Consider the following 24692-nt stretch of genomic DNA (forward strand, 5'->3'; position numbering starts at 1 on the left):
CCCTAGATCACCCCGTCGCTCAGCGTCGTCGGGTTGCCGAACCGGTGGTTCGTGATCGACACGGCCTGCTCGTGCAGGAACGGCAGCAGCTCGACGCGGCCCGAGGGCGTCACGGGGTGCGACCACACCGCGACATCCGGGGTGCCGCCGAGCGCCGTCGCGAGCTGGGACGCCCCGCCGCCGACCAGGCGCACGCGGGTCGAGCCGACGCCCTCCTTCGCGACGCGCGCGAGCCATGCGGCATCCCCCTCGCGGATGAGCCGCATGTCGCGGGCCTGGAGGAGCGTGCGCACGCCCTTCGGCAGCTCGATCGCCGTCGACACGGTGAGGTGCGACTTCGCGAGCAGGCCGGCGGCGATGACGCGCAGGCCCTCCGCGAGCGTCGACGCCTCGCCGATGCGAACGGTGACGGGCAGCGACCGGTAGCGGAACACGTTCCGCTCCACGTCGACGCCCGAGACGTCCTTGACCGTGCCGTACTCCTCGGCCCAGGCGACCTCGTCGGACAGCGCCGACCTGCGCAGCACCTCGAACGCCTCGTACTCGAGCGCCGGCTGCGACGCCTCGATGAGCTCGGACACGCGCTTCTCGAGCCCGCGCAGGTGCAGCGTGCTCGACATGGGGCCGTGCTGCGGCATCCACTCGCCGAGGCCGAACAGGTAGTTCGGGCCGCCCGCCTTCGCGCCGGCGCCGACGGCAGAGCGCTTCCAGCCGCCGAACGGCTGGCGCTGCACGATGGCGCCCGTGATGCCGCGGTTCACGTAGAGGTTGCCCGCCTCGACGCGGTCGAGCCAGTGCGCGACCTCCTCGGAGTCGAGCGAGTGCAGGCCGGCGGTGAGGCCGTAGTCGACGGCGTTCTGCAGGCGGATCGCCTCGTCGAGGTCCTTCGCGTGCATGACGCCGAGCACCGGGCCGAAGAACTCGGTGAGGTGGAAGTACGACCCGGGCGCGACGCCGTCGCGGATGCCGGGCGACCAGAGGCGCCCGGTGCCGTCGAGCTGCTTGGGCTCCACGAGCCACTCCTCGCCGATGCCGAGCTGGGTGAGCGCGTGCAGCAGCTTGCCGTTGGCGGGCTCGATGATCGGGCCCATGACGCTCTGCGGGTGCTCGGGGTAGCCGACGCGCAGCGACGTCGCGGCGTCGACGAGCTGGCGGCGGAACCGCTCCGACTTCGCGACCGAGCCGACCAGGATCACGAGCGACGCGGCCGAGCACTTCTGGCCGGCGTGGCCGAAGGCGCTCTTCACGACGTCGGATGCCGCGAGGTCGAGGTCGGCCGACGGCGTCACGATGATCGCGTTCTTGCCGCTCGTCTCCGCCAGCAGCGGAAGGTCGGGGCGGAACGAGCGGAACAGCTGCGCCGTCTCGTACGCACCGGTGAGGATGACGCGGTCGACCGCGGGGTGCGACACGAGCTCGCGGCCGAGCTCGCGCTCGCCGATGTCGACGAGGGCGAGGAGCTCGCGCGGCACGCCGGCCTCCCAGAGCGCCTCGACCATGACGGCGCCCGAGCGCTGCGCCAGCTTCGCGGGCTTGATGATGACGCCCGAGCCCGCGGCGAGCGCGGCGAGCACGCCGCCGGCCGGGATCGCGACGGGGAAGTTCCACGGCGGCGTCACGACGGTGAGCTTGGGCGGCACGAAGACGGCGCCCTGCACGTGGTCGAGCTCGCGGGCGCGCTCGGCGTAGTAGTGCGCGAAGTCGATCGCCTCCGAGATCTCGGGGTCGGCCTCGGCGATGGTCTTGCCGGTCTCGGCGGCCATGACCTCGATGAGGCGGTCGCGGTTCGCGGCGAGCGCGAGGCCCGCACGGTGCAGCACCGCGGCGCGTTCGGCGCCGGGCAGCTCGCCCCACGCCCGACCGTTCGCGGCGACGGTGGCGATGATCGACTCGAGGGTGGCCTCGTCGTCGACGCGGGCCCGGGCGATGGTCTCGAGGCCGAGGCGCGTCTCGGGAACGCGGGCGAGGATGCGCCGGCCCCACTCGCGGTTCGCGGCCAGGGCCGGATCGGTGTCGGGCTCGTTCCGGAAGCCGGGGGTCGCGCCGGAGCCGGCCGCGCTCGGAGCCTCGAGGTCGCCCTCGATCTCGCCCGTGTCGCCGAACAGGCCCGGCTCGCCGCGGGAGCCGCGGGTGAGCTCGAGAACGGTGCTCGTGAGCGATGCGTCGTCCTCGTGCTCGGTGCCGGGCGCCGGGGCGTCGGGCACGGCGATGGCGGCCGCGAGCGACTCCTGCGACCACTCGGTGCGACGGTTCTGCGTGCGGTTCGGCGCGGGCACCCGACCGGAGTCGCCCTCGAGCGCGGCGAGCGAGCGCTCGTAGCGGAGCCGCTCCCGCTCGAACAGGCCCTGGTCGCTGTCGAGCTCGAACACGGCCGACATGAAGTTGTCCTGGCTCGCGTTCTCCTCGAGCCGGCGGATGAGGTAGGCGATCGCCACGTCGAACTCGGTCGGATTCACGACGGGCGTGTAGAGGAGCAGGTTGCCGACGTCGCGACGGACCGCCTCGGCCTGCCCGGTGGCCATGCCGAGGAGCATCTCGAACTCGACGCGCGACTCGACGCCGCGCTCGCGCGCGGTCAGCCAGGCGTGCGCGACGTCGAAGAGGTTGTGGCCTGCGACGCCGAGCTTCACGGCGTCGGTGCGCTCGGGCGTCATCGACCAGTGCAGCACGCGCTTGTAGTTGGTGTCCGAGTCCTGCTTGGTGCCGTAGGTCGCGGCGGGCCAGCCGTGGATCGCGGCGTCGACGTGCTCCATGGCGAGGTTCGCGCCCTTCACGACGCGCACCTTGATGGGAGCGCCGCCGGCCTGGCGTCGTGCGATCGCCCACGCGGTGAGCTCCTGCATCGCGCCGAGCGCGTCGGGCAGGTAGGTCTGCAGCACGATGCCGGCCTCGAGGCCGCGCAGCTGCGGCTGGTCGAGCAGCGTCGTGAAGACCGCGATGGTGAGGTCGAGGTCGCGGTACTCCTCCATGTCGAGGTTGATGAACTTCGGCGTCGGGCTCTTCGCCGCGAGCTCGTAGAGCGGCGTCAGCTTCGAGACCACCTTCGCGACGGCCTCGTCGAACGACCACATCGAGAGCTGGCTCACGACGCTCGACACCTTGATCGAGACGTAATCGACGTCGTCGCGCGCGAGGAACTCGTAGGTGCCGCGCAGCCGGCGGTCGGCCTCGTCCTCGCCGAGGACGGCCTCGCCGAGCAGGTTGAGGTTGAGGCGGTTGCCGGACTCGCGCAGCATCGCGATCGAGGGGCCGAGCTTCGCCGGGGTGGCGTCGAGCACGAGGTGGCCGACCATCTGCCGCAGCACGCGGCGCGCGATGGGGATGACGGCCCACGGGAGCACCGGGGCGACGACGCCGCCGACGCGGATGGCCGCGCGCAGGTACCAGGGCAGGAACTTCGGCGTCAGCTTCGCGACCTGCTCGAGGTTGCGGCCGGCGACCCCGAGGTCTTCGGGGCGCATCACGCCGTCGACGAAGCCGACGGTGAAGGCGAGTCCGTTCGGGTCCTTCAGGACACCGGCGAGGCGCTCCGCAGCGGGGTCGACGGGGTGCTCTGCGCTCTCGGCGAGCCAGCGTCGCACCAGTGCGACGACGTGGTCGGTGGCCGGCGCGAGTCCCGTGGCGGCGTTGGTCATGGTCACGAGGCTAGTCTCCGTTGCTCCGGGCGCGCCGAGGTTCGCGCGCCTTGTCGCCTACCAGTGTGCGATGCGATGTCTGTTCGGTACAGCGAACGAATCCGACGCATACTGTTCGGTATAGTCGAATGATCCGATGAGGCTCCAGGAGGTCGCGATGCTCGACGTGCGACGGCTGCGACTGCTCGTCGAGCTCAGTCGTCGCGGCACGCTCGCGGCGGTCGCGGAGGCCCTCTCCTACAGCCCGTCATCGGTGTCGCAGCAGCTGAGCCTGCTCGAGCGCGAGGCGGGCGTTCCGCTCCTCGTGCAGGTCGGCCGGCGGGTACAGCTCACGCCGCAGGCGCTCGTGCTCGTCGAGCACGGCAAGGCGGTGCTCGACCGGCTCGAGGAGGCCGAGGCGGAGGTCGCGCGGTCGCTCACCTCGGTGGCCGGCACGGTGCGCATCGCGGTGTTCCAGTCCGCGGCGCACGCGGTCATGCCGCAAGCGCTCACGCTCCTCGCCGACGCCCATCCCGGCCTGCGCGTCGAGGTCACCGAACGCGAGCCCGAGGCCGGGCTGTTCGAGGTGGCCGCACGCGACTTCGACCTGGTCGTGGCCGAGCAGTACCCGGGGTACGCACGTCCGCGGCATCCCGAGCTCGACCGCGTGCCCCTCGCATCCGACGCGATCCGGCTCGCCGTGCCCGCGAACACCCGGGTCAAGGAGCGCCCGGCCGAATCGGACGCGTCTCGAGACCCGACGCTGACTCTCGCGGCGACCGCCGGGCGCCCGTGGGTCATGGAGCCCGCCGGCACCGCGTCGCGGGTCTGGGCCGAGCAGCTCTGCCGCGCGGCCGGGTTCGAGCCCGACGTCCGCTTCGAGACCGCCGACCTGATGGCGCACATCCGCCTCATCAGCTCGGGCAACGCCGTCGGGCTGCTGCCCGACCTGCTGTGGGCCGACGAGGGGCCGAGCGTGCTGCTCGCGCCCCTGCCCGGCGACCCGCACCGCGAGGTCTTCTCCTCCGCGCGTCACGCGGCGGCCGGCCGACCCGCCGTGGTCGCCGTGCGCGACGCCCTCGCCCGCGCCGCGGCCCGCACGGGCCCGCCCCGGAACGGCCTCGACGCCGCCGACGACGGCGCGTGACGTGCGGGCTGTGCGGGTCTACGCTGCGAGCATGGCCAGCAAGCGGAAGTTGATCGGAGCCGGCGTCGCCGTGCTCGCCGTGCTCGCGCTCGCGGGCTGCCTGGGGGAGCAGGGTTCGGCCCGTGGTGGCTCGGTCGATGCGACCGGTACGTGGGGGGATCCGTCGAAGGACGCGTCGCCGTACCTCGAGCTCGAGGACGGCGGCAGCTTCAGCGGCAGCGACGGGTGCAACAATCTGACCGGCACCTGGTCGGTCGACGAGGGCGAGCAGGTGCTGTTCGAGGACGTCGCGTCGACCATGAAGGCGTGCGAGGACGTCGACGACTGGCTCGCCCACCTGGACGCCGCGACCGTCTCGGGCGACACCATGACGGTGCTCGGGCAGGACGGCTCGGAGATCGGGCAGCTCGAGCGCACCTCGGACACGCCCGCCACCTAGTCCGGCCGAGGCCGTCCACACCCTCGTCGCGACCCGGCGGGTGCTCGCGGTGCGCCGTGCCCGCCGGACTACGCTGCGGCCATGACCAGGATGCGCAACGTCATCATCGGGGCCGGCGCGGCGATCGCCCTGCTCGCGCTCACCGGCTGCCTCGGCGCCCAGGGATCCGCCAAGGGCGGCGACATCGACCCGGTCGGCACCTGGGGCGACCCGTCGAAGCCGTCGGAGCCGTTCCTCTCGCTCGCCGACGGTGGAAAGCTCAGCGGCAGCGACGGCTGCAACACCCTGTCGGGCTCGTGGTCGGTCGACGAGGGCGAGCAGGTGCTCTTCGAGGACGTCGCCATGACGCGGATGTTCTGCGAGGGGGTGGACGACTGGCTCTCGGGCCTCACTGTCGCAACCATCGCCGACACGACCATGACGGTCCTCGGGCAGGACGGCTCGGAGATCGGGCAGCTCGAGCGCACGTCGGACGAGCCGATGAGCAACTAGGCGTGCCCCAGGCCCGCGCCGCCGTCGTCGAGCTCGGGGTCGTACCCGATCATCACGTTCCCGGCGGGCTCCACGTCGTGCATCCACGGCGTGTAGCTCACCCCGACGAGCAGCCCCTCCGGACTCATCAGGCGGGACGTCGTCTGCCCCCACGGCTCCTCGTGCGCGCCGACGAGGATCTCGTGCCCGCCCGCCCGGAGCTCCTCGACCGCCTCGACCACGGCCGCCGGCGAGTCGACGTCGAACTCGATCCACGCCTGCGGCACCGGGCGGTCGGCCGGCCACTCGGTGGCGCCGAAGGTCGCCTCGGCGGCCTGGCTCAGCGGCCAGATCGCGAACGCATTGACGCCCCCGAGTTCTTCGGTGTGGAAGTACCCGCCGTCCTCGCTGAACGGGATCCCGAAAGCGCCGCGCCAGAAGTCGGCCGATGACGAGTCGGCACTGCCGATGGGGCCGAAGCCCGCCACGAATGCGATGTCCATGCGGCCAGCCAACGCCCAGCCGCCGACATCCGCAAGACATGTCGACTGACGAGCGAGCTCAGTCGGATGCCGCGGCCGCCGCGAACCGCCCGGCCTGCTCCGCGAGGAACGCCAGCACCTCCGGCGGCCCCTCCACGCTGTAGGCCGCACCGCGCGGCAGCCACATGAGCGCCATCACGAGGTTCTCGACCGCGTCGGCCTCGAGCGGCCAGACGCAGCGGTCGGGCCCGTCCTCCACGACGTCGCGGCCGTACCACCCGAGGCGGTCGACGAGCTCCGCCCGCGACAGCTCCACCACGACCCGGGCGCGCACGGTGCGGTCGCGGTACCGGATCGCGGACTCCACCCGGGCGCGCGCCGCCTCGTCGGTCATCGGCCGCGGCTCGAAGTGAACGCGGGTCTGGAACACGTCGCTGATGCGGTCGAGCCGGAACGTGCGCCAGTCCTCGCGCTGGCGGTCCCAGGCGAGGAGGTACCAGCGCCGGGCGACCGGCACGAGGCGGTACGGCTCGACGACCCGCGAGCTCGGCTCGCCCGCGGCATCCGTGTAGTTGAAGCGCAGCCGCTCGGAGTCGCGGCACCCGAGCGCGAGGAGGCCGAGGAGCTCGGTCTCGATCTCGGGGGCCGGGCGGGCCCCGCCGCCATCGCCGCCCGGTGCCCGGCCGACCGCGACCGTCGCGTGCGACTGCAGCGCGTCGATGCGCCGGCGCAGCGCGGGCGGCAGCACCTGCTCGATCTTCGCGAGCGCGCTCAGGGTCGTGTGCTCGGCGCCGCGGAGTCCGGCGGTGGCCTGCGAGCGAAGTCCGACGGCGATCGCGACGCCCTCGTCGTCGGTGAGCAGCAGCGGCGGGAGCCCGGTGCCGGCCTCGAGCCGGTATCCGCCCGCGCTCCCCCGCATCGACTCGATGCCGTAGCCGAGCTCGCGCAGGCGCTCGACGTCGCGGCGCAGCGTGCGCTCCGAGACGTCGAGCCGGTCGACGAGCTCACGAGCCGACCAGTGCCGATGGCTCTGCAGGAGGGAGAGAAGTTCGAGGGTCCTCGAGGTGGTGGCGGCCATGCTCCGAGTATCTCGCGCATCCGGTCAGGAAGTGACCGGATGCCTCGGAAGACTGGCGCTATGACCGAACGAACGAACCAGATGATCACCGCCCGAGGCCTCACGAAGACGTTCCGCTCCAAGGGGCAGGTCGTCGAGGCCGTCCGAGCCGTCGACCTCGACGTGGCCGACGGCGAGCTCGTCGCCTTCCTGGGCCCGAACGGCGCCGGCAAGTCGACGACGCTCCGCATGCTGACCACGCTCCTGGCGCCGACGGCCGGCGAGGCGACGGTGGCCGGCTGCGACATCCGCCACGACCCCGCCGGCGTGCGCCGCCGCATCGGGTACGTCGGCCAGGGCAGCTCGGGCGGCCACACCCAGCGGGTGCGCGACGAGCTGCACGCGCAGGGCGCGTTCTACGGCCTCGGCCGTCGCGAGACCCGTGCGAGGGCTGCCGAGCTCATCGACTCGCTCGAGCTCGGGCAGGTCGCGAGCCGCCAGGTGCAGTCGCTGTCGGGCGGCCAGAAGCGCCGGCTCGACATCGCGCTCGGCCTCATCCACCGGCCCGAGCTGCTGTTCCTCGACGAGCCGTCGACCGGCCTCGACCCGCACAGCCGCGCGAACCTGTGGGAGCACATCGTCGACCTGCGCCGCAGCACCGGCACCACGATCTTCCTCACCACGCACTACCTCGACGAGGCCGACCAGCTCGCCGAGCGGGTCATGGTGATGGACCACGGCGCGGTCATCGCCGACGACACGGCGTGGTCGCTCAAGGAGTCGCTCGCGGGCGACCGGGTCACGCTCGCCTTCGAGAGCGAGACGGATGCCGCGGCCGCCGCGGCCAGCATCGGCGGATCGGTCGACGGGGCCGTCGTCACCCTCACCGCGCCGGGCGGCGATCGCGCCCTCCCCCGCTGGATCCGCGAGCTCGCCGACGCCGGACTCGACGTCGTGGCGGCGACGCACCGCCAGCCCACGCTCGACGACGTCTTCCTCGCCCTCACCGGTCGCAGCCTCCGCGAGGAGGCAGCCTCGCCCGAGCCCGCCGCCACCCCCGAGCCCGCCGCCGCGTGACCACCGAATCGAAGGAGCACACCTCATGAACACCATCAGCCCCGCCGCCACCCAGGCCGCCGCGATCGAGCGGCCCGCGGCATCCGCCCGCCCCACCAGCTTCGTGCGCGACACCGCGACCGTCTTCGCGCGCGAGTCGCGCCCGCTCGTGCGCGACCCTTTCAGCGTGGTCTTCTCGCTCGTGCAGCCGCTCGTCTTCCTCGGCCTGTTCGGACCCCTGCTCGTCGGCGCGGCCGGCGGCGACGTCGCGTCGACCCTGCAGTGGTTCGTCCCGGGCATCCTCGTCATGGTCGCGCTTTTCGGCACCGCGTCGACGGGCGCGAACCTCCTGTTCGAGATGCAGACCGGATCGCACGAGCGCACCCTCGTCGCGCCGCTCTCGCGCAGCGCGCTGCTCGTCGGACGCGCGCTGAAGGAGGTCGTGCCGCTCGTCATCCAGGGCACGATCGTCGTGCTCGTGGCCGTGCCGTTCGGGTTCCGGCTCGACGTTCCGGGCCTCGTCGTCGGCCTCGCGGTGCTCGCGGTGTTCGGCATCGGGTTCGGCGCCCTGAGCTACACGCTCGCGCTCGCGTGCCGCAACCGCGACTGGATGTTCTGGATGGTGCACCAGACGCTGCTGTTCCCGCTCATGATCCTGTCGGGCATGCTGCTGCCCCTCGAGGACGGCCCCGACTGGATGAAGGTCGCCGCCGCGGTGAACCCGCTGAGCTACCTCGTCGCGGCCGAGCGGGCCCTGCTCGCCGGCGACCTCGGCAGCCCGGCAGTGATCGGGGGCGCGATCGCCGCGATCGCGACCTGCGCCGTCGGCGTGTTCGTCGGCGTGCGGGCGATGCGCCGGGCGAGCTGACCCAGACGGCGGATGCCGCGACCCACCGCACGAGGCGGGGGCCGCGGCATCCGTCGTGCCCTGCCCTACGGCGTCGGGTAGCTCACCACCGGCGACGTGCCGAAGCCGCCGACCACCGGCGCGCCGGTGTCGTTGATGGTGTGCTCGATGCCGCCCGAGCCGCTGAGGAACACCGAGATGAGCGACTCGAACCGAATGCCCGGGCCGACCGGGGTCTGGATGCCGCTCGCGGCGCGGATGTCCTGGCCCTGGTTGAAGAACGAGTACACGCCCATGCCCGTGGCGTGGTGCTCGGTGACGCCGTCGGCCACGCGGTACGACGAGTACCCGAGCCGGTCGCCGTCCATCCACTCGGCCTGGCTCGGCACCTCGTAGGGGATCTCGGACTGGTAGAACACGGTGCGCCCGCGCTCGCCGTTCCAGATCACCTGGTTCTGCTGGTAGTGCTCCACGAACAGGCCGGTCGCGGTGACGTCGTCGCCGTTCACGATGAGGCCGTGCGCGCCGGTCGAACCGGTCCAGGTGCCGCTGCCGTCGAGGCCGTGGTCGCCGCGCCAGGCCCAGATGTGGTCGAGCAGCACGTCGTCGCTGTTGACCTCGATCGAGGTGACCGCGTCGCCCGCCCACGGTCCGCCGACGCGGATGAACACGTCGGAGAGCGTCGTCGGGTCGGACGGGTCGGACTTCTTCGCGCCCTTGGGCCCGACCTTCACGAGCACGTCGGACTCGACGAGCCCGGCGTCGACCGTGATGCCCGCGATCTTCACGCCCGGGACGTCGGCGACCTCGATGGCCGCGTTGCCCTTCGTCGGCGTGAGCGACGCGTAGCCGAGGCCGAGCACGACCGTGTCGGCGCGCTTCACGTTGATCGGCTTGTCGAGGCGGTACACGCCCGGCGTGAGCAGCACGTGCTGCTTCTGCGAGATCGCGCGGTTGATCGACGTCGCGGTGTCGCGGTCGGCGTGGGCGATGTAGAAGTCGCCGATCGGGATGGACGTGCCGACCGAGGCATCCGTCGACCAGTCGACGCCCGCGCTCTCGGTGCGGGCGTTCGGCACGAACACCTCGTAGGCGTCGCCGTCGAGGTAGAGGAACGGCGCCGGCCGGCTGAGCGGGGTGGTCGCGAGGGTGGTCGTGTTGCCCACCGTGCCGTCGGCGTGCGGGCCGAAGTCGGTCGCGGGTGCGCCCTGCACGCCCGAGAACACCATGTTCCAGACGCCGCCGTTCCACGAGCCGACGCTCGAGTCGCGGGTGTACCACTGCTGCTGCGAGCCCGACACGACCTGGCCGTCGATCACCGAGTCGGCGAGGTAGCCGCCCGACGAGTAGCCGCCGAAGCGCGGCATGAGCGTCAGGTTCCCCTGGATGTGCACACGGCGCATGGGCGCCGCCTGCGAGACCGCCCACCGCAGCTGGCCGGGGTCGGCGACGCCCTCGGGGAGCATGATGCCGGCGGGATTCTCGGCCGACGGGAAGCAGACGCCGTAGACGCCGGTGTCGCCCTCGACGGGCCGCTGGATCGGGTTGATCGAGACGTTCGACAGCGAGCGCCAGAAGTTCGTGAGCGCAGTGTCGGCCTCGCCGCCGCCGTCCCACGGGCAGGAAGTGGCAGGCGGACGACCCTCGGCGTGGATCGCGCCGTTGATCACGACGTCGTCGGGCGACGCGCCGAGACCCGAGACCTGCGTGTAGTAGCCGACCTGGCCGTTCACGATGTCGGGCGCGGTGGCCGGGTCGGCGGCGCCCTCCGCGCTGCCGTAGACGCCCGGCTTGAACAGCACGGCGTGGCGGTTCTGGCTGAACTCCGGCTCGTCGTCGATGGCGGCGAAGATCGCGTTGATCTCGTCGGTCGGCATCGAGGGGTCGAGCACGACCACGTTCGGGCCGAAGTCGGGCTCGTCGGCGGCGACGGCCGGGGTCGCGGTGATGGCGGCTCCTCCGAGGGCGAGTGCGGCGATGGCGGCGCCGGCGCCGAGGCGGCGGGCGCGGCGGTCGGGTCTCGCGACGATGCTCGCGACGGGTCGGGCGGGCGGATGCTGCGCCCTGGTGCGGTGGGTCACGGGTTCTCCTTCGAACGTGGCCGGCCGGGGCGCATCACGCCTCCGGCCGGTGACCGGATCAGTGCGGATGGTGCACGCCCGACGCCGTCATCGGCGTGGTCGCGAGCGCCAGCATAGCGAACGCTTACTTACATGTCAGTAACTTTCTGGGACTGCACCCTCCGCGCGCCGAGTCACCCCGAATCGCGCGATCGCCCGACCCCGCCCGCGATTCGGGGTGACTCGCGAACCGGGCACGGGGCGGCCCTGCGCGCGCCAGGGCGCACCCCGCCCATCACGTACGCTCGTGGGATGCCCCACGACGTCGTGATCATCGGCGGCGGCCACAACGGCCTCACCGCCGCCGCCTACCTCGCCCGCGCCGGACGATCGGTGCTCCTCCTCGAGCGCGACGACCACCTCGGCGGCGCGGCGGTCTCGGCGCAGGCGTTCGACGGCGTCGAGGCGCGTCTCTCGCGCTACTCCTACCTCGTGAGCCTGCTCCCGCAGCGCATCATCGACGACCTCGGGCTCGACATCCGGCTCGTCCGCCGCCGCTACTCGTCGTACACGCCCGACCCGGCCGACCCGTCGCGCGGCCTGCTCGTCGACCGCGAGGCCGACGCCGAGGCATCCGCCGCCGCCTTCGCCCGGGTCGACGCCGAGGGCGACGCCGCCGCGTGGGACGCGTTCTACGGCGAGACCTCGCGCATCGCCGAGCGGCTCTTCCCGACCCTCACCGAGCCGCTGCTCACCCGCTCGGAGGCGCGCGAGCTCGTCGGCGACGACCGCGTCTGGACCGACCTCGTCGAGCGCCCGCTGGGCGAGGTCATCGACGAGCGCTTCGCGAGCGACCTCGTGCGCGGCGTCGTCGCGACCGACGGCCTCATCGGCACGTTCACCGACCTCGGCGATCCCGCGCTCGACGCGAACCGGTGCTTCCTGTACCACGTGATCGGCGGCGGCACGGGCGACTGGGACGTGCCGATCGGCGGCATGGGCGCCGTCAGCGGCGAGCTCGAGCGCGCCGCGCGCGAGGCGGGCGCGGAGCTCCTCGTCGACGCGGAGGTCGCCGCCGTCGGGCCCGACGGCCGCGTGCGCTACACGCGCGGCGGCGAGGACCAGGTCGTCGAGGCCGGCACCGTGCTCGCGAACGTCGCACCGGTCGTGCTCGATCGCCTGCTCGCGGCCGGGGCGACGGCGTTCCCCGAGCCGGTCGAAGGGGCCGCGGCGCGCGCCGCCGCGCAGCCCGTCGCGCCGCGCGACGAGCGCCCCTTCTCGCACGACGGACCCCTCGCCGTGCCGCCGGTCGTTCGCGAGCGCCTGCGGCGGCTCGCGGAGCCCGAGGGCGCCCAGGTCAAGGTGAACCTCATGCTCACGCGCCTCCCCCGGCTGCGCGACACCGAGGTCGCGCCCGAGGCGGCGTTCGCGGGCACCTTCCACATCAACGAGCTGCAGACCCAGCTCGACGCCGCCTTCGCGACGGCCGCGCGCGGCGGCATCCCCTCGCCGCTCCCGTGCGAGATCTACTGCCACACGCTCAGCGACCCGACGATCCTCGACCCCGAACTCGCCGCCACTGGAGCTCACACGCTCACGGTCTTCGGCCTGCACGTGCCGCACCGCCTCGTCGAGCGCTTCGGCAACGACGAGCTGCGCGCACGACTGCAGGAGGCGGTGCTCGCCTCCCTCGACTCGGTGCTCGCCGAGCCCATCGCCGACGTGCTGGCGACGGATGCCGCGGGTCGCCCATGCATCGAGGTCAAGACCACGCTCGACCTCGAGCACGCCCTGCGCATGCCGGGCGGCAACATCTTCCACGGGCCGCTCTCATGGCCGTGGGCCGAGGACGACGCCCCGCTCGCGACCCCCGCCGAGCGCTGGGGCGTCGCCACGGCGCATCCCCGGATCCTGCTCTGCGGCTCGGGGGCCGTGCGCGGCGGCGCGGTGAGCGGCATCGGCGGGCACAACGCGGCGATGGCCGTGCTCGAGGCCGCGGAGGACTGACGCCCCGCGGCATCCGTCAGCTGCGGGTCCTCGGCGGCTTCCGCGCCTTGGGCGCCTTCGGCGGCAGCGCGGCGACCTCCTCGAACGCGCGCGCGACCTGCTCGGCGATGCGGTCGGGCTCGTCGTCCCACGCGACGGGCACGGAGACGTAGCCGCCCATCGGCCGCTCGTCGGGTCCGAACGGCCCGGCGCCGTCGACCGCCGCGAGCTCGGCACGCGCCGACTCGTCGAGCACGCGCACGCCGATGCGATCCCCGAAGAGCCCGGCGAACATGTTGCCGTTCACGAACGCGCCGAGGTTGCCGAACATGGGCTTGACGACGACCCGCGGGTCGACGGGCACCACCGACGTGAACCGCGCCTTCGCGGCATCCGAGGCCTTGGGCACCTGCATGGCACCACCTCCCGGATCAGGACCGGCCCGACCGGATCAGGACCGGATCAGAAGACGAACAGCTGCCCGAGCACCAGGACGGCGATCACGAACAGCGCGACCACCGCACCGAAGATCGCGAGCGAACGGCCCGAGAGGCGCGCGACCGCGTAGCCGACGAGGAACGGCAGCACGAAGAGGAAGATCGTCACGATCCACCAGAACGCCTGGTAGCCGCCCTGCGTCGCCTCGGAGAGCCGGCCGCCGAACAGCTGCTGCGTGCGCGGGTTCGTCGCGAACGCGAACGCCGCCGACAACGGCACTGCGATGAGCGCGAAGGTGAAGAGGCCCGCAAGCGCCCCCCAGAGGCCCGACTTGCCCTCGGTGACGTTCATCGTCTCCTCGTGCACCTGTCCGCCGGACGGATGATTCGGCTTGCGCTTCGCGCCCCCACTCGATCCCATGGCGCCAACTCTAGTGGTTTGGCGTAGACCGGGTTTAGCCTGATTTCACGACGAGCGGGGGTAGAAGATGACCGCGAAAGCGACTGGCCACTACACGTTGAAGCCCGACGGGCTCTACCTGCAGTACGACCGCCTGTTCCATTCCCCGATCGAGGAGGTCTGGTTCAGCCTGACCAATCCGACGGCCATGCAGGCATGGATCGGCACGTACACCGGACGCCCCGAGACCGGCGCCGTGCGCTTCCGCATGACGTTCGAGGGCGAGGGCTCCGAGTGGATGAACGTGGGCATCCTCGAGTGCGATCCGCCGCACCGCTTCCTCGCCCATTCGGGTGAGGGCGCGACGGCCATGCGGGTGTTCGCGCACCTGCGCGAGGCCGGCGGCATGACGACGCTCACGTTCGGCCAGCGACTCGCGAACCCGGCGGATGCCGCGACGATGGGCCCCGGCTGGGACTACTACCTCGACCGGCTCGCCGCCGTTCGGCTGAGCCGTCCGCTCCCCGAGTGGGAGGCCTACTACCCCGCCCTCGCCGACCACTACAAGGAGCTGCACGTCCCAGAGGGTGCGCGCGACTGACGACGTCTCCGGGCCGGCTCGCGTCGGCGCGGGCCAGTGGAGCGCGGCCCGCCATGGCGCGGGTCGCCCCGGCGCGCTTCCCGGGTACGAGGCATCCTCAGCCCTAGGCTGGCGCCCGTGAAGAGCATCGAGCGGCGCGCCCGCGAGCACGCCACGGGCACGGGCGGCGGCCCCGACGGCGGGCGCGGGCGGGGCAGGAACTTCATGTCGGAACGGCCCCTCGTCTGGTCGTTCATCGCGACCCTCGGCGTGCTCCTGGGCCTCGCGCTCGCCTGGACGCTGCTCAGCCTCTCGGGCGTGCTCTTCTCGGTGTTCGCCGCGATGTTCATCACGCTCGGCCTCGACCCGCTCGTGCGCTGGTTCCAGCGCCGCGGCATGAAGCGCGGCGTCGCGATCCTCACCGTGATCATCCTGTTCATCCTCGTGATCGCGGGCCTGCTCTGGATCGTCCTCCCGCTCGTGATCACCCAGGCGGTCAGCCTCGTGCAGTCGCTCCCCCAGATGTACGCCAACCTCCAGCAGCAGCAGTGGTTCATCGACGCCTCCTCGGGCTCGGGCGGCGTCCTCACGACGATCTACAACTGGGTGGTCGGCGTCATCAGCGATCCCAACACCTGGGCCACCATCGGAGGTGGCGCGCTCAACGTGGGCCTCGCGATCGTCGGCGGGATCTCGTCCGCATTCTTCATCTTCATCCTGACGATCTACTTCATCGCCACGCTCGACGCCTCCAAGGCCGCCATCTACACGCTCATCTCCGCCTCGCACCGGGCGCGGGTCGTCGACTACGCCGAGCGGATCATGCAGAACGTGGGCCGCTACCTGAGCGGCATGGTCATCCTCGCCTTCTTCAACGCGACGTTCAGCTTCATCATCCTGCTCATCGCGCAGGTGCCGTTCGCGCTCGTGATCGCAGTCTCCGCGTTCTTCATCACGCTCATCCCGCTCATCGGAACGGTGCTCACGACCATCGTGATGACGGTGCTCGCGCTCTTCGTCTCGCCGCTGTCGGGCATCATCGTGCTCGGCGCGATGCTCGTCTACATGCAGGTCGAGGCGTACATCCTCACGCCCCGCGTCATGTCGAAGGCCGTGCAGGTGCCCGGCTCGATCGTGCTCATCGCGGCCCTCGCCGGCGGCACGCTCGCGGGCCTCCCGGGCGCACTCGTCGCGATCCCGGTCGCGGCCGGCATCCTCCTCATCATCAAGGAGGTCGTGGTCCCGGCCAAGGCGCGCTCGTAGCGAGCGGATGCCTCGCGGCTAGTGCCAGACGGACGGCGCCTCGGCTCGCGTGGCCGGCAGCGCGACATCCTCGCCCCACCGCTCGATCCACTCGGGGATCCGCTCCCCCTCGAGCGCGCCGAACTCGGCCATGAGCTCGGAGACGGGCACCGTGCCGCCCGACTTCCGCAGGAAGCGCGCCCGGATGAACCCCTGCGCGTACACCTCGGGGATGCCGTCGGGGCCGGGGCGCACGAAGCGCTGCTCGACGTAGACCGCCTTGTCGTCGTAGCCGACGAGCTTCGACTCGATCGTGAAGCGCTGCCAGAGGCTCAGCGACTTCCGGAACGTGATGGTCTCGCTCGCGACCACCGGGTACCAGCCCTTGTCGCGGAACGCCCGCCACACGCCGTTCCGCACGAGCATGTCGAACCGTGCGACGTCCATGATCGAGAAGTACACGCCGTTGTTCATGTGCCGGTTGATGTCGAGGTCGGTCGGCAGGGTGATGAAGTTCGTGCGCGCGACGTCGTAGTGGTTCAGGTCGGGCTTGCGTCGCGCGAGGAAGAGCACGTGCAGCAGCGTGCGGAACAACATGTGCATAACGCACGACTGTATGCCCGATACATGGTCGATCCTCCATCGTTGGGGGGTCGCCACAGGTCGGCCGCGGATGCCGCGCGCCGCGTTGTGCGAAGCGTGAAGCCGCTACGGGCGCACCTTCGCCGTCGCCGCGCTCGTCTTCACGACCGAGGTGTACCCCGGCAGCGAGGCGGTGACGCGGACCTTGATCGCGGCGTTCACGTCGGCCGCGACCGGCGTGTACGTCGCTCCGACGGCACCCGGGATCGGCACCCCGGCCCGCAGCCACTCGTACTGGAGGTCGACCTCCGGCGGCGTCCACAACCCCGGCGCGGCCGCGAGTTCCTGGCCGACGCGCGGCGTGCCGCTGATCGACGGGAGCACCGTGTTCGTGATCCTGCCCGCGAGGATCGACGCTGTCGGGGCGCTCTCGCGCATGGCCGTGAGGTACCCGAGCTTCTGACCCGTGACGCGGACGGCGAGGGACGCACCCAGGTCGTCGGCGGTCAGCGAGTACGTGGCCGCGGTCGCATCGTCGATCGGCTGCCCGTTCCGCAACCACTGGTACGTCAGGACCACCGGGGCGGGACCCCACGTTCCCGTGGCGACGGTCAGCGGCGGGCTCCCGAGCCGCAAGGTGCCCTTGACGGCCGGCACGGGTGCCTTCGCGAAGGCGGCCTCGGCGATCGGAGCCGTGGGCGCGCTCGTTCGGCTGGTGACCTGGAAGCCGGGCTTCGACGCGGTCACGGTCACCGTGAGCTGCGAGCCCGCATCGGCGCCCTTCGGCGTGTAGCTCGCCGCCGTGGCCCCCGCGATCGGCGCCCCGTCGGCGTTCCACTGGATCGCCTTCGTCGTGGCCCCCGGGCCCCACGTGCCGACCGTCGCCCGCAGCGGCACGCCGACCTGCGACGTGCCGCTGATGGTGGGCACCGGCGTCGGCGCCAGCGGCAGGAGCGTCGAGGCGGCGACCGGGCCGACCGGCGGTGTGGAGACCGACCGGTCGAAGTACCCGAGGAGCTGGGTGAACCGTGCGGTGGCCGTGATCGTTCCTCCCGCGGCGCCCTGCGGAACGGTCAGGCTCCTCCCGTGCTCTCCCGGCAGCGCGACGCCGTCACGCCACCACTGGATGCCGCTCAGCACCTCGCTCCCGAGGAGGTCGGCCGAGTCGAACGGGAGTGGCGCGTCGAGCACGAGGGACAGCACGCCGCCCTCGACCGGGTCGCCCGAGATCGTGAGGAACTCGCCGGGCGTCGCCTCCGGGTCCGGCACGCCGAAGTGGGCGTCGAGGGCGGCGCGTCCACCCGTGCCGTCCATCGCGAGCACGGCGGCCCGGCTGCGGTCGTCCTCGAACGGCCACCACTGCTCCACGCCGTCCTGCGTGAATCGGAGCTGGAACTTCCCGTTCGGGACGTCGTCGAACACGTACGTGCCCTCGACGGTGGCCTGCGACATGAGCGGCGTCGCGGACCCGACCCGGAAGAGGTCGACCTGGGCGCCGCCGTCCAGGCTGTCGTCGGCGGTGATCACGATCCCGCCGATGAAGGCGGCGGACCGACTGGCGAGGGACACGACATGCGCGGGTCGGTCCGTCGACTCGTCGTCGGCCTCGACCTCGAGCACGGGCGCCGTGGCGAACGTCACGGTCGGGTGGAGGTCGTAGAACGCCGGAACGATGCCGGCGAACTGGTCGAGGGCGTCCGGCCCGCCGTCCTGCACGAGGCCGGCCCAGGCCGGGAGGTAGCCGTCCACGACCGTGCGGACCTTGTAACGGCCGTCGGGCAGCGTGAGCCATTGCGTCTCGCCGAACAGCCCCTGGGTTTCGGCAGGCGTCGTCATGACCGGGCTCGATCCGTCGCCGTCGGCGTCGTAGACCTCGATGGTCGCCGCCGGCGCCACCCAGTCGGGCTTGCCCGCGCCGCCGAAGAAGTCCGACGAGGCGGGCATCACCGACACCCCTACGTTGCCGTCGGCGGCCTGCGCCGGCGACGAGATGCCCACGACCGCGATCGCGATCCCCGTGGCACCGATGGCGGCGAGGAGCCGACGCGACCCGCCGTTCCTCCCTGTGGATCGACGTGCGGGCATGACGCGACCTCCCCCCGAGGTCCCGGCCGGACGTCGGGCCGGCGCCGACCGATGGCGCAGACGTTACTCTCCACGCGGTCGGGCAGCGCTCCCCAGATCGGGGCGCAACGGCGCCGGCCGCGCGCAGCGGCGTGCGTCAGGCGCCGCGTTCGACGCGGTAGCGGAGGTGCATCGCCAGCGCGCCCTGCTCGGCGTCGAGCGGTTCGAGCTCGATGCGGCGTCCGGTCGCGTCGGGGAACAGGCGCGTGCCGCCGCCGAGCAGGATGGGCACGAGGTGCAGGCGCACCTCGTCGACGAGGCCCGCGGTGAGCGACTGGCGCGCGACATCCGCCCCACCCATGATGCAGACGGATGCCGCGTGCGCGACGGTCATCGCGCGGTCGACCGCCTCGCCCACGCCACCCGTGACGAACTCGAACCGGGAGCCGCCGCGCTCGATGGGCTCGCGGCCGCGGCTCGTGACCACGAAGACCGGACGGCCCTCGAACGCCTCGTCGTCGCCCCACGGCACTTCGCCGACATCGAACGTGCGGCGTCCGATCACGAACGCACCGGTGGTGTCGAACATGCGGGCGGCCACGCTGAGGTCGATCTCGTCGGGCGTCGCGTCGGCGGCGCCCTCGGGGCCGAGGCCCACTTCCGCGGGGCCGTCGCTCCCGCGCAGCCAGTCGTGCACGCGCTCCCCGCCGATGCCGAGCGGATGCTCGATGCTGACGCCCGGTGCGGCGGTGAACCCGTCGAGCGTCATCGTCATCTCGAGGAAGACGTGCGACATCCGCTCAGCCCTTGACGGGGACGTGCCGTTCGTCGGGACCGTTGTACACCGACAGCGGGCGGATGAGCGCGTTGGCCGCGAGCTGCTCCATGACGTGGGCGGTCCACCCCGTCACGCGGCTCGCCACGAAGAGCGGCGTGAACATCTCGGTGTCGAAGCCCATCAGGTGGTACGTGGGGCCTGCCGGGTAGTCGAGGTTCGGCTTGATGTTCTTGCGCTCCGCCATGGCGTCCTCGAGCGCGACGTAGAGCTCGAGCAGGTCGGGCCGGTCGTAGTACTCCACCATGCGCTCGAGCGAGTCGCGCATCGTGGGCACGCGCGAGTCGCCGTGCTTGTAGACGCGGTGTCCGAAGCCCATGATCTTGCGCTTCTCCGCGAGCGCGGTGTCGAGCCAGGCGACCGCACGGTCGGCGCCGCCCTCGCCCGGGCCGATCTCCTCGAACGCGTGCATGACGGCCTCGTTGGCGCCGCCGTGCAGCGGGCCCTTGAGCGCGCCGATCGCGCCCGTGACGGCCGAGTACAGGTCGGACAGTGTCGACGCGATCACGCGCGCCGTGAACGTCGACGCGTTGAACGAGTGCTCGGCGTACAGGATCATCGACACGTCGAAGGCGTTCACGACGGGCAGTTCCTGCACCTCGCCGAAGGCCTGCCAGAGGAAGTTGGCGGAGTAGCCGAGGTCGTCGCGCGGCTCGACGAACTCGAGCTCGTGGCGTCGGCGCTGGTCGTACGTCACGATCGAGGGCAGCTTCGCGAACAGTCGGATCGCCTTGTCGAGGTTCGCCTCGGGCGAGTCGTCGGGCGTCATCGGGTCGCTCGCGCCGATGACGCTCACGGCGGTGCGGAGCACGTCCATCGGATGCGCCGTCACCGGGATCTCGTCGACGATGCGCTTGGTCACGTGGTCGAGGCCGCGCAGCGACCGCTCGCGCTCCTCGAACGCGGCGAGCTGGTCGTCGTCGGGCAGTTCGCCGTACCAGAGCAGGTACGCGACCTCCTCGAAGGTGACGGATGCCGCGAGCTCCTGCACGGGGTAGCCGCGGTAGAGCAGCGAGTTCGTCTCGGGGTTGACCTTCGAGATCGCGGTGTAGTCGACGGGGACTCCCGCCAGGCCCTTGTAGATGACCGGCTGCTGCGGTTGCGCGGCCTGCGTCTGGACGTCGCTCATCGTGCTCCTCATGGGATCTGCGGTTCGCCCCAGCGCGTCCGCCTGACCAGCCTACGGCGCGACCGCCGATCGTGCCGCCACCGCCGCCGTCAGCCCTGCGACGCGGCGCGGTTGGCGCGGGCGGCCGCCTCGGCCAGCGCGCTGAGCAGCGGGGGCACGTCGAGCGGCGGCACCACGGCCTGGATGACGGTGAGCCCGTCGCCCCGGGCGTCGTGCCGCGCGAACGCGTCGGCGACCTCGGCGGCGGTCGTGGCACGCGCGCCGAGCGCGAATCCGGTCGGGTCGAAGGCAGCGGCGAGCGCAGCCCAGTCCCAGCCGGCGATGTCGTTGTAGGCCGCGGTGCGCCCGTGGATGGCCCGCTCCACCGTGTAGCCGCCGTTGTCCACGACGAGGACGACGGCCGGCACCCGGTCGCGGGCGAGCGTCCCGAGCTCCGCGACCGTGAGCTGGGCGGCGCCGTCGCCGATGAGCACGATCGGGCGGCGCGAGCGGTCGGCGAGCGCCGCGCCGAGCAGGGCGGGCAGCGTGTACCCGATCGACGCCCAGAGCGGCTGCCCGATGAACGTGACGCCCGCCGGCATCCGGTGCGTGCCCATGCCGTAGAACGCAGTGCCCTGGTCGGCGATCACCACGTCGCCGCTCCGCAGCTGCGCCGAGACCACGTCCCAGAGCGCGGCCTGGGTGAGCTGGGCATCCGGGTCGTCGGATGCCGCGGGGCCGGTGCCTGCAGTGACCGGAGCGACTGCGGCTGTCGCGGCATCCGCTGCCGCCGTCGCTGATGTTGCCGATACCGAAGCTGCCACGCCCGGCAGCACGAGCCGCCCGGCTGCCCGCGCGTCGTCGATCGCGTCGGCGACGACGCCGAGCGCCTCGGCCATCGGGACGGGTCCGAACTCGCGGTCGCCGATCCGGGTGCGCCGCGGGCCGATGTCGATCGTGGTCTCGGGCAGGTGCTGGGAGAAGAACCCGGACATGAGGTCGGTGAACTGCACGCCGGCCAAGACGAGCACGTCGGCGTCCTCGACGACGGACCTCGCGGCCGGTTCGCTCACCGCTCCGACGTAGGGGCCGGCGTAGTGCGGCACGCTCTCGTCGACGACCCGCCGGCCCCAGAGGGAGACCGCGTGCGGCACCCCGAGCGCGAGCAGGTCGTGCAGGGCGCGCTCGGCACCCATGCGCTGCACGAGGATGTCGGCGAGCACGGCCACCGACGACGCGCCCTCGAGCGCAGCCGCGACGGCGTCGCGGAGGTCGGCGAGCACCTCGGCGTCGGCGGCCTCCGCCTCGACGGCGGCAAGGTCCGCCGACGGCGCGGCGAGCGGCGCCGCCGCGACGTCGGCCGGGATGAGGAGGTAGCCGGGGCGGCGAGCGGCCAGGGTCTCCCGGATGACCCGGTCGATTTCCTCGGAGGCGTTCTCGACGGTCAGGACCGCCTGGACCTGCGTGACCTCGGCGGCCATCCGCGCGAAGTGGCCGAAATCGCCGTCGCCGAGCGTGTGGTGGGTCGCCCGGGCGGCGGCCTGAGTCGCCGTGGCCGGCGAACCGACCACGTGGAGGACGGGCACGTGCTCGGCGTACGCCCCGGCGATGGCGTTGATCGCGCTGAGCTCCCCGACGCCGAACGTGGTGCAGACCACGCCGAGGCCGCGGATGCGCGCGTAGCCGTCGGCGGCGTATCCGGCGCCGAGCTCGTTCGCGCAGCCGACCCAGGCAACCGTCGCGTGCGCGTCGATGTCGTCGAGCATCGCGAGCGTGAAGTCTCCCGGGACGCCGAAGATGCGATCGACCCCGGCGGCGGCGAGGCGGTCGAGCAGGTACGTCGTCACGTTCGCGTCGCTCATGGGTTCATGATCGGCGCGGGCGCGGGCAGCGTCAACGACGGACGTGCGCCTCGACGCCGGCTCGGTTCACGGAAACGACGGCACGGCCGACTCGGGTCGCGCCTGCTCCCACCACGACGAGAGGGCGAGCACCCGCCGGTCGGCGAACCGTGGACCCGCGACCTGCAGCGCGATCGCCCGGCCGTCCGCGGCGAACCCCGCGTTGATGCTCGAGGCCGGCTGGCCCGACATGTTGTACGGCATGGTGAACGCGATGTGCGCCATGCCGCGGTCGTCGTGGCCCCACGGCATCGGCCAATCGGCGGGGAAGGCGAGCATCGGCGCGACCGGCGAGAGCACCGCGTCGAACGGCGCCGTCGCGAGCACCGTGCGGCGCCGCAGCTCGCCGATCGCCTCGTACGCCTGGAGCGCGCGGGTGCCGCTCACATCGGCGCCCTTCGCCACCCACTCCACGATGTACGGAAGCACGAGTGCCCGCCGCGCGGCGCCGAGCTCGTCGTAGGTGCGCCAGAACCGCACCCGCCAGAACGTGTCGACGTCGTCGAGCACGCCGTCGTCGATGAAGCCGGGCAGCTCGACGATCTCGGCGCCCGCGTCGGCGAACCGGTCGGCGGCCGCGACCACGGCGGAGCGGATCGCGGGGTCGACGGGCATTCCGGCCCCGGCGTCGAGGTGCAGGGCGATCCGCAGGCCGGCCGGGTCGATCGCGAGGTCGTCCCAGTCGATGTCGGCGGGCGGAAGCGAGGTGTAGTCGCGCATGTCGGGTCGCGAGACCACCGCCATCCCGGCGGCGAGGTCGGCGACCGTGCGCGCGATCGGCCCGGCCGCGCGGCCGAGGTACGGCGTGTCGATCGGGATGCGTCCGGCGCTCGGCTTCAGCGCCGCGAGCCCGAGCCAGGCCGCCGGGAACCGCACGGACCCGCCGATGTCGGTGCCCATGTTCACCACGCCGAACCCGGCCGCCGCGGCCGCACCGGCGCCGCTCGACGATCCGCCGACGGTGAGGGCGAGGTCGAGCGGGCTCCTCGTGATGCCGTGCAGGCTCGAGACGCCCGACGACAGCATGCCCCAGTCGGGCATCGTCGTCGACCCGACGATCACGGCGCCGCCCTCGAGCAGGCGCGCGACGATCGGCGAGTCCTCCTCGGGCACCACCGGGCTCGAGCCCGCGGTGCCGCCGCGCGCCGGGACGCCGACCCGGTGCATGTTCTCCTTCACCGTGACCGGCACGCCGTCGAGCGGGCCGAGCGTCTCGCCCCGACGCCACCGGGCGGCGCTGGCGCGTGCACCGGCGCGCACGGATGCCGCGTCGAAGTCGGCGAACGCCTTCACCTCGTGCTCGCGGGCGGCGACGCGGGCGAGCACCTCCTCGGCGACCTCGACCGGACTCGTCGAACCCGTCGCGTACGCCGACGCGAGCGAACCGGCGGTCTGCGGGAGCGGAGCGGCGCCGGTCATGTCGGGGTCAGCGGGCGACGTCGAAGTTGAAGATCGAGGTGTCGAACCGGTTGTAGCCCTCGTAGTCGATGAGCTCGTAGAGGTCGGCCCGGTGCTGCATCTCCTCGAGCTTCGCGTCGAGCGAACCCGTCGCCTGGAGCTCGTCGAGGGCACGCACGGCGGCGCCCATCGCGAGCCGGAGCAACGACACCGGCCAGATCACGATGTTCATGCCGATGTCGGCGAGCTGCTGCACCGTGAAGAGGTCGCTCTTGCCGAACTCGGTCATGTTGGCGAGCAGCGGCACGTCGACGGCCGCGCGGATCGCGGCGAACTCCTCGAGCGAGGCCATCGCCTCGGGGAAGATCGCATCGGCGCCCGCGTCGGCGAGCCGCTTCGCCCGGTCGACCGCGGCCTGCAGCCCGTCGACGGCGCGCACGTCGGTGCGCGCCATGATGAGGAAGTTCGGATCCCGGCGAGCGTCGACCGCGGCGCGCACGCGCTGCAGCGCGGTGTGCTCGTCGACGACCTGCTTGCCGTCGAGGTGCCCGCAGCGCTTCGGGTTGACCTGGTCCTCGATGTGCAGGCCGACGAGCCCGGCATCCTCCATCTCCTGCACGGTGCGGGCGACGTTCATCGGCTCGCCGAAGCCCGTGTCGGCGTCGACGATGGCCGGCAGCTCGGTCATGCGCGTGATCTGCTTGGCGCGGCCGGCGACCTCGGTGAGGGTCGTGAGGCCGATGTCGGGCAGGCCGAGGTCGGCCGAGAGCACGGCGCCCGAGATGTAGACGCCCTCGAAGCCCTTCTGCTCGATGAGCCGAGCCGACAGCGGGTTGAACGCGCCGGGGAAGCGCATGATCCGCCCCGTATCCAGCCGCTCTCGGAAGAGGCGGCGCTTCTCGGAAGGGGACTTCTGGGCGTAGAGCATGGTTGGGCCTCCTCCGATCCACCCTAATCGCGTGCGAGCGACGACCGGCCGGCTCGGT

21 protein-coding genes are annotated in these 24692 nt (G+C 72.4%); 8 read left to right on the plus strand and 13 right to left on the minus strand.

Annotated elements, in window-relative coordinates:
- Positions 1-2 precede the first annotated feature (2 nt).
- A complete protein-coding gene (locus ACWGO8_RS06970) occupies positions 3-3635 on the minus strand; it encodes a proline dehydrogenase family protein (RefSeq protein WP_452042364.1) in 3633 nt (1210 codons plus the stop codon).
- 157 nt (positions 3636-3792) lie between these two features.
- Between ACWGO8_RS06970 and ACWGO8_RS06975 the strand changes: the two genes are divergently transcribed.
- The 3 genes from ACWGO8_RS06975 (at position 3793) to ACWGO8_RS06985 (ending at position 5692) form a co-directional block, all read left to right on the plus strand.
- Entirely contained in the window at positions 3793-4761 is a 969-nt protein-coding gene (locus ACWGO8_RS06975; protein WP_452043528.1) for a LysR family transcriptional regulator, read from the plus strand.
- Between the two features lie 31 nt (positions 4762-4792).
- The gene (locus tag ACWGO8_RS06980) at positions 4793-5200 is read left to right on the plus strand and encodes an META domain-containing protein (protein WP_452042365.1); all 408 of its coding nucleotides are present in this window, start codon (positions 4793-4795) and stop codon (positions 5198-5200) included.
- Positions 5201-5281: 81 nt separating this feature from the next.
- Entirely contained in the window at positions 5282-5692 is a 411-nt protein-coding gene (locus tag ACWGO8_RS06985; RefSeq protein WP_452042366.1) for an META domain-containing protein, read from the plus strand.
- Here ACWGO8_RS06985 and ACWGO8_RS06990 read toward each other — a convergent pair.
- The gene (locus ACWGO8_RS06990) at positions 5689-6174 is read right to left on the minus strand and encodes a VOC family protein (RefSeq protein WP_452042367.1); all 486 of its coding nucleotides are present in this window, start codon (positions 6172-6174) and stop codon (positions 5689-5691) included. The two genes, ACWGO8_RS06985 and ACWGO8_RS06990, sit on opposite strands and share 4 nt — an antisense overlap.
- Before the next feature lie 58 nt (positions 6175-6232).
- On the minus strand, positions 6233-7231 hold the full coding sequence (locus ACWGO8_RS06995) for a helix-turn-helix transcriptional regulator (RefSeq protein WP_452042368.1): 999 nt from the start codon (positions 7229-7231) through the stop codon (positions 6233-6235).
- Between the two features lie 60 nt (positions 7232-7291).
- On the opposite strand from ACWGO8_RS06995, the gene ACWGO8_RS07000 reads away from it, so the two are divergent.
- Positions 7292-8287 (plus strand): ATP-binding cassette domain-containing protein, encoded by a 996-nt coding sequence (locus ACWGO8_RS07000; protein ID WP_452042369.1) that lies wholly within the window; start codon positions 7292-7294, stop codon positions 8285-8287.
- A 25-nt stretch (positions 8288-8312) separates the two neighbouring features.
- On the plus strand, positions 8313-9134 hold the full coding sequence (locus ACWGO8_RS07005) for an ABC transporter permease (RefSeq protein WP_452042370.1): 822 nt from the start codon (positions 8313-8315) through the stop codon (positions 9132-9134).
- A 65-nt stretch (positions 9135-9199) separates the two neighbouring features.
- On the opposite strand, the gene ACWGO8_RS07010 is transcribed toward ACWGO8_RS07005, so the two are convergent.
- Complete coding sequence (locus ACWGO8_RS07010) at positions 9200-11194, minus strand: adenylyl cyclase (protein WP_452042371.1); 1995 nt, start codon at positions 11192-11194, stop codon at positions 9200-9202.
- Positions 11195-11485: 291 nt separating this feature from the next.
- On the opposite strand from ACWGO8_RS07010, the gene ACWGO8_RS07015 reads away from it, so the two are divergent.
- Positions 11486-13180 carry a phytoene desaturase family protein gene (locus ACWGO8_RS07015; protein ID WP_452042372.1) on the plus strand — a complete coding sequence of 565 codons (1695 nt, stop codon included), beginning with the start codon at positions 11486-11488 and terminating at the stop codon, positions 13178-13180.
- 16 nt (positions 13181-13196) lie between these two features.
- Here ACWGO8_RS07015 and ACWGO8_RS07020 read toward each other — a convergent pair whose 3' ends face one another.
- Together ACWGO8_RS07020 and ACWGO8_RS07025 are read right to left on the minus strand one after the other, a co-directional pair.
- Positions 13197-13574, minus strand: coding sequence for a TfoX/Sxy family protein (locus tag ACWGO8_RS07020; protein ID WP_452042373.1), 378 nt, complete (start codon positions 13572-13574; stop codon positions 13197-13199).
- 47 nt (positions 13575-13621) lie between these two features.
- Positions 13622-14017: a hypothetical protein gene (locus tag ACWGO8_RS07025; protein WP_452042374.1), complete on the minus strand. Its 396-nt coding sequence runs from the start codon at positions 14015-14017 to the stop codon at positions 13622-13624.
- Positions 14018-14084: 67 nt separating this feature from the next.
- Between ACWGO8_RS07025 and ACWGO8_RS07030 the strand changes: the two genes are divergently transcribed.
- Positions 14085-14597, plus strand: coding sequence for an SRPBCC domain-containing protein (locus ACWGO8_RS07030; protein WP_452042375.1), 513 nt, complete (start codon positions 14085-14087; stop codon positions 14595-14597).
- A gap of 117 nt (positions 14598-14714) precedes the next feature.
- Complete coding sequence (locus tag ACWGO8_RS07035; RefSeq protein ID WP_452042376.1) at positions 14715-15839, plus strand: AI-2E family transporter; 1125 nt, start codon at positions 14715-14717, stop codon at positions 15837-15839.
- An 18-nt stretch (positions 15840-15857) separates the two neighbouring features.
- On the opposite strand, the gene ACWGO8_RS07040 is transcribed toward ACWGO8_RS07035, so the two are convergent.
- The 7 genes from ACWGO8_RS07040 to prpB form a co-directional block, all read right to left on the minus strand.
- Positions 15858-16421: a thioesterase family protein gene (locus ACWGO8_RS07040; protein ID WP_452042377.1), complete on the minus strand. Its 564-nt coding sequence runs from the start codon at positions 16419-16421 to the stop codon at positions 15858-15860.
- 105 nt (positions 16422-16526) lie between these two features.
- Positions 16527-18485 (minus strand): hypothetical protein, encoded by a 1959-nt coding sequence (locus ACWGO8_RS07045; protein WP_452042378.1) that lies wholly within the window; start codon positions 18483-18485, stop codon positions 16527-16529.
- A 136-nt stretch (positions 18486-18621) separates the two neighbouring features.
- Positions 18622-19260 carry a dihydrofolate reductase family protein gene (locus ACWGO8_RS07050; protein ID WP_452042379.1) on the minus strand — a complete coding sequence of 213 codons (639 nt, stop codon included), beginning with the start codon at positions 19258-19260 and terminating at the stop codon, positions 18622-18624.
- Positions 19261-19264: 4 nt separating this feature from the next.
- Complete coding sequence (locus ACWGO8_RS07055; RefSeq protein WP_376952760.1) at positions 19265-20428, minus strand: bifunctional 2-methylcitrate synthase/citrate synthase; 1164 nt, start codon at positions 20426-20428, stop codon at positions 19265-19267.
- A gap of 89 nt (positions 20429-20517) precedes the next feature.
- Positions 20518-22269: an alpha-keto acid decarboxylase family protein gene (locus ACWGO8_RS07060; RefSeq protein ID WP_452042380.1), complete on the minus strand. Its 1752-nt coding sequence runs from the start codon at positions 22267-22269 to the stop codon at positions 20518-20520.
- 66 nt (positions 22270-22335) lie between these two features.
- Positions 22336-23727, minus strand: coding sequence for an amidase (locus ACWGO8_RS07065; RefSeq protein WP_452042381.1), 1392 nt, complete (start codon positions 23725-23727; stop codon positions 22336-22338).
- Between the two features lie 7 nt (positions 23728-23734).
- The gene (gene prpB / locus ACWGO8_RS07070; RefSeq protein WP_452042382.1) at positions 23735-24634 is read right to left on the minus strand and encodes a methylisocitrate lyase; all 900 of its coding nucleotides are present in this window, start codon (positions 24632-24634) and stop codon (positions 23735-23737) included.
- Positions 24635-24692 lie beyond the last annotated feature (58 nt).

It is taken from the genome of Agromyces sp. NPDC055661 (assembly GCF_053618135.1).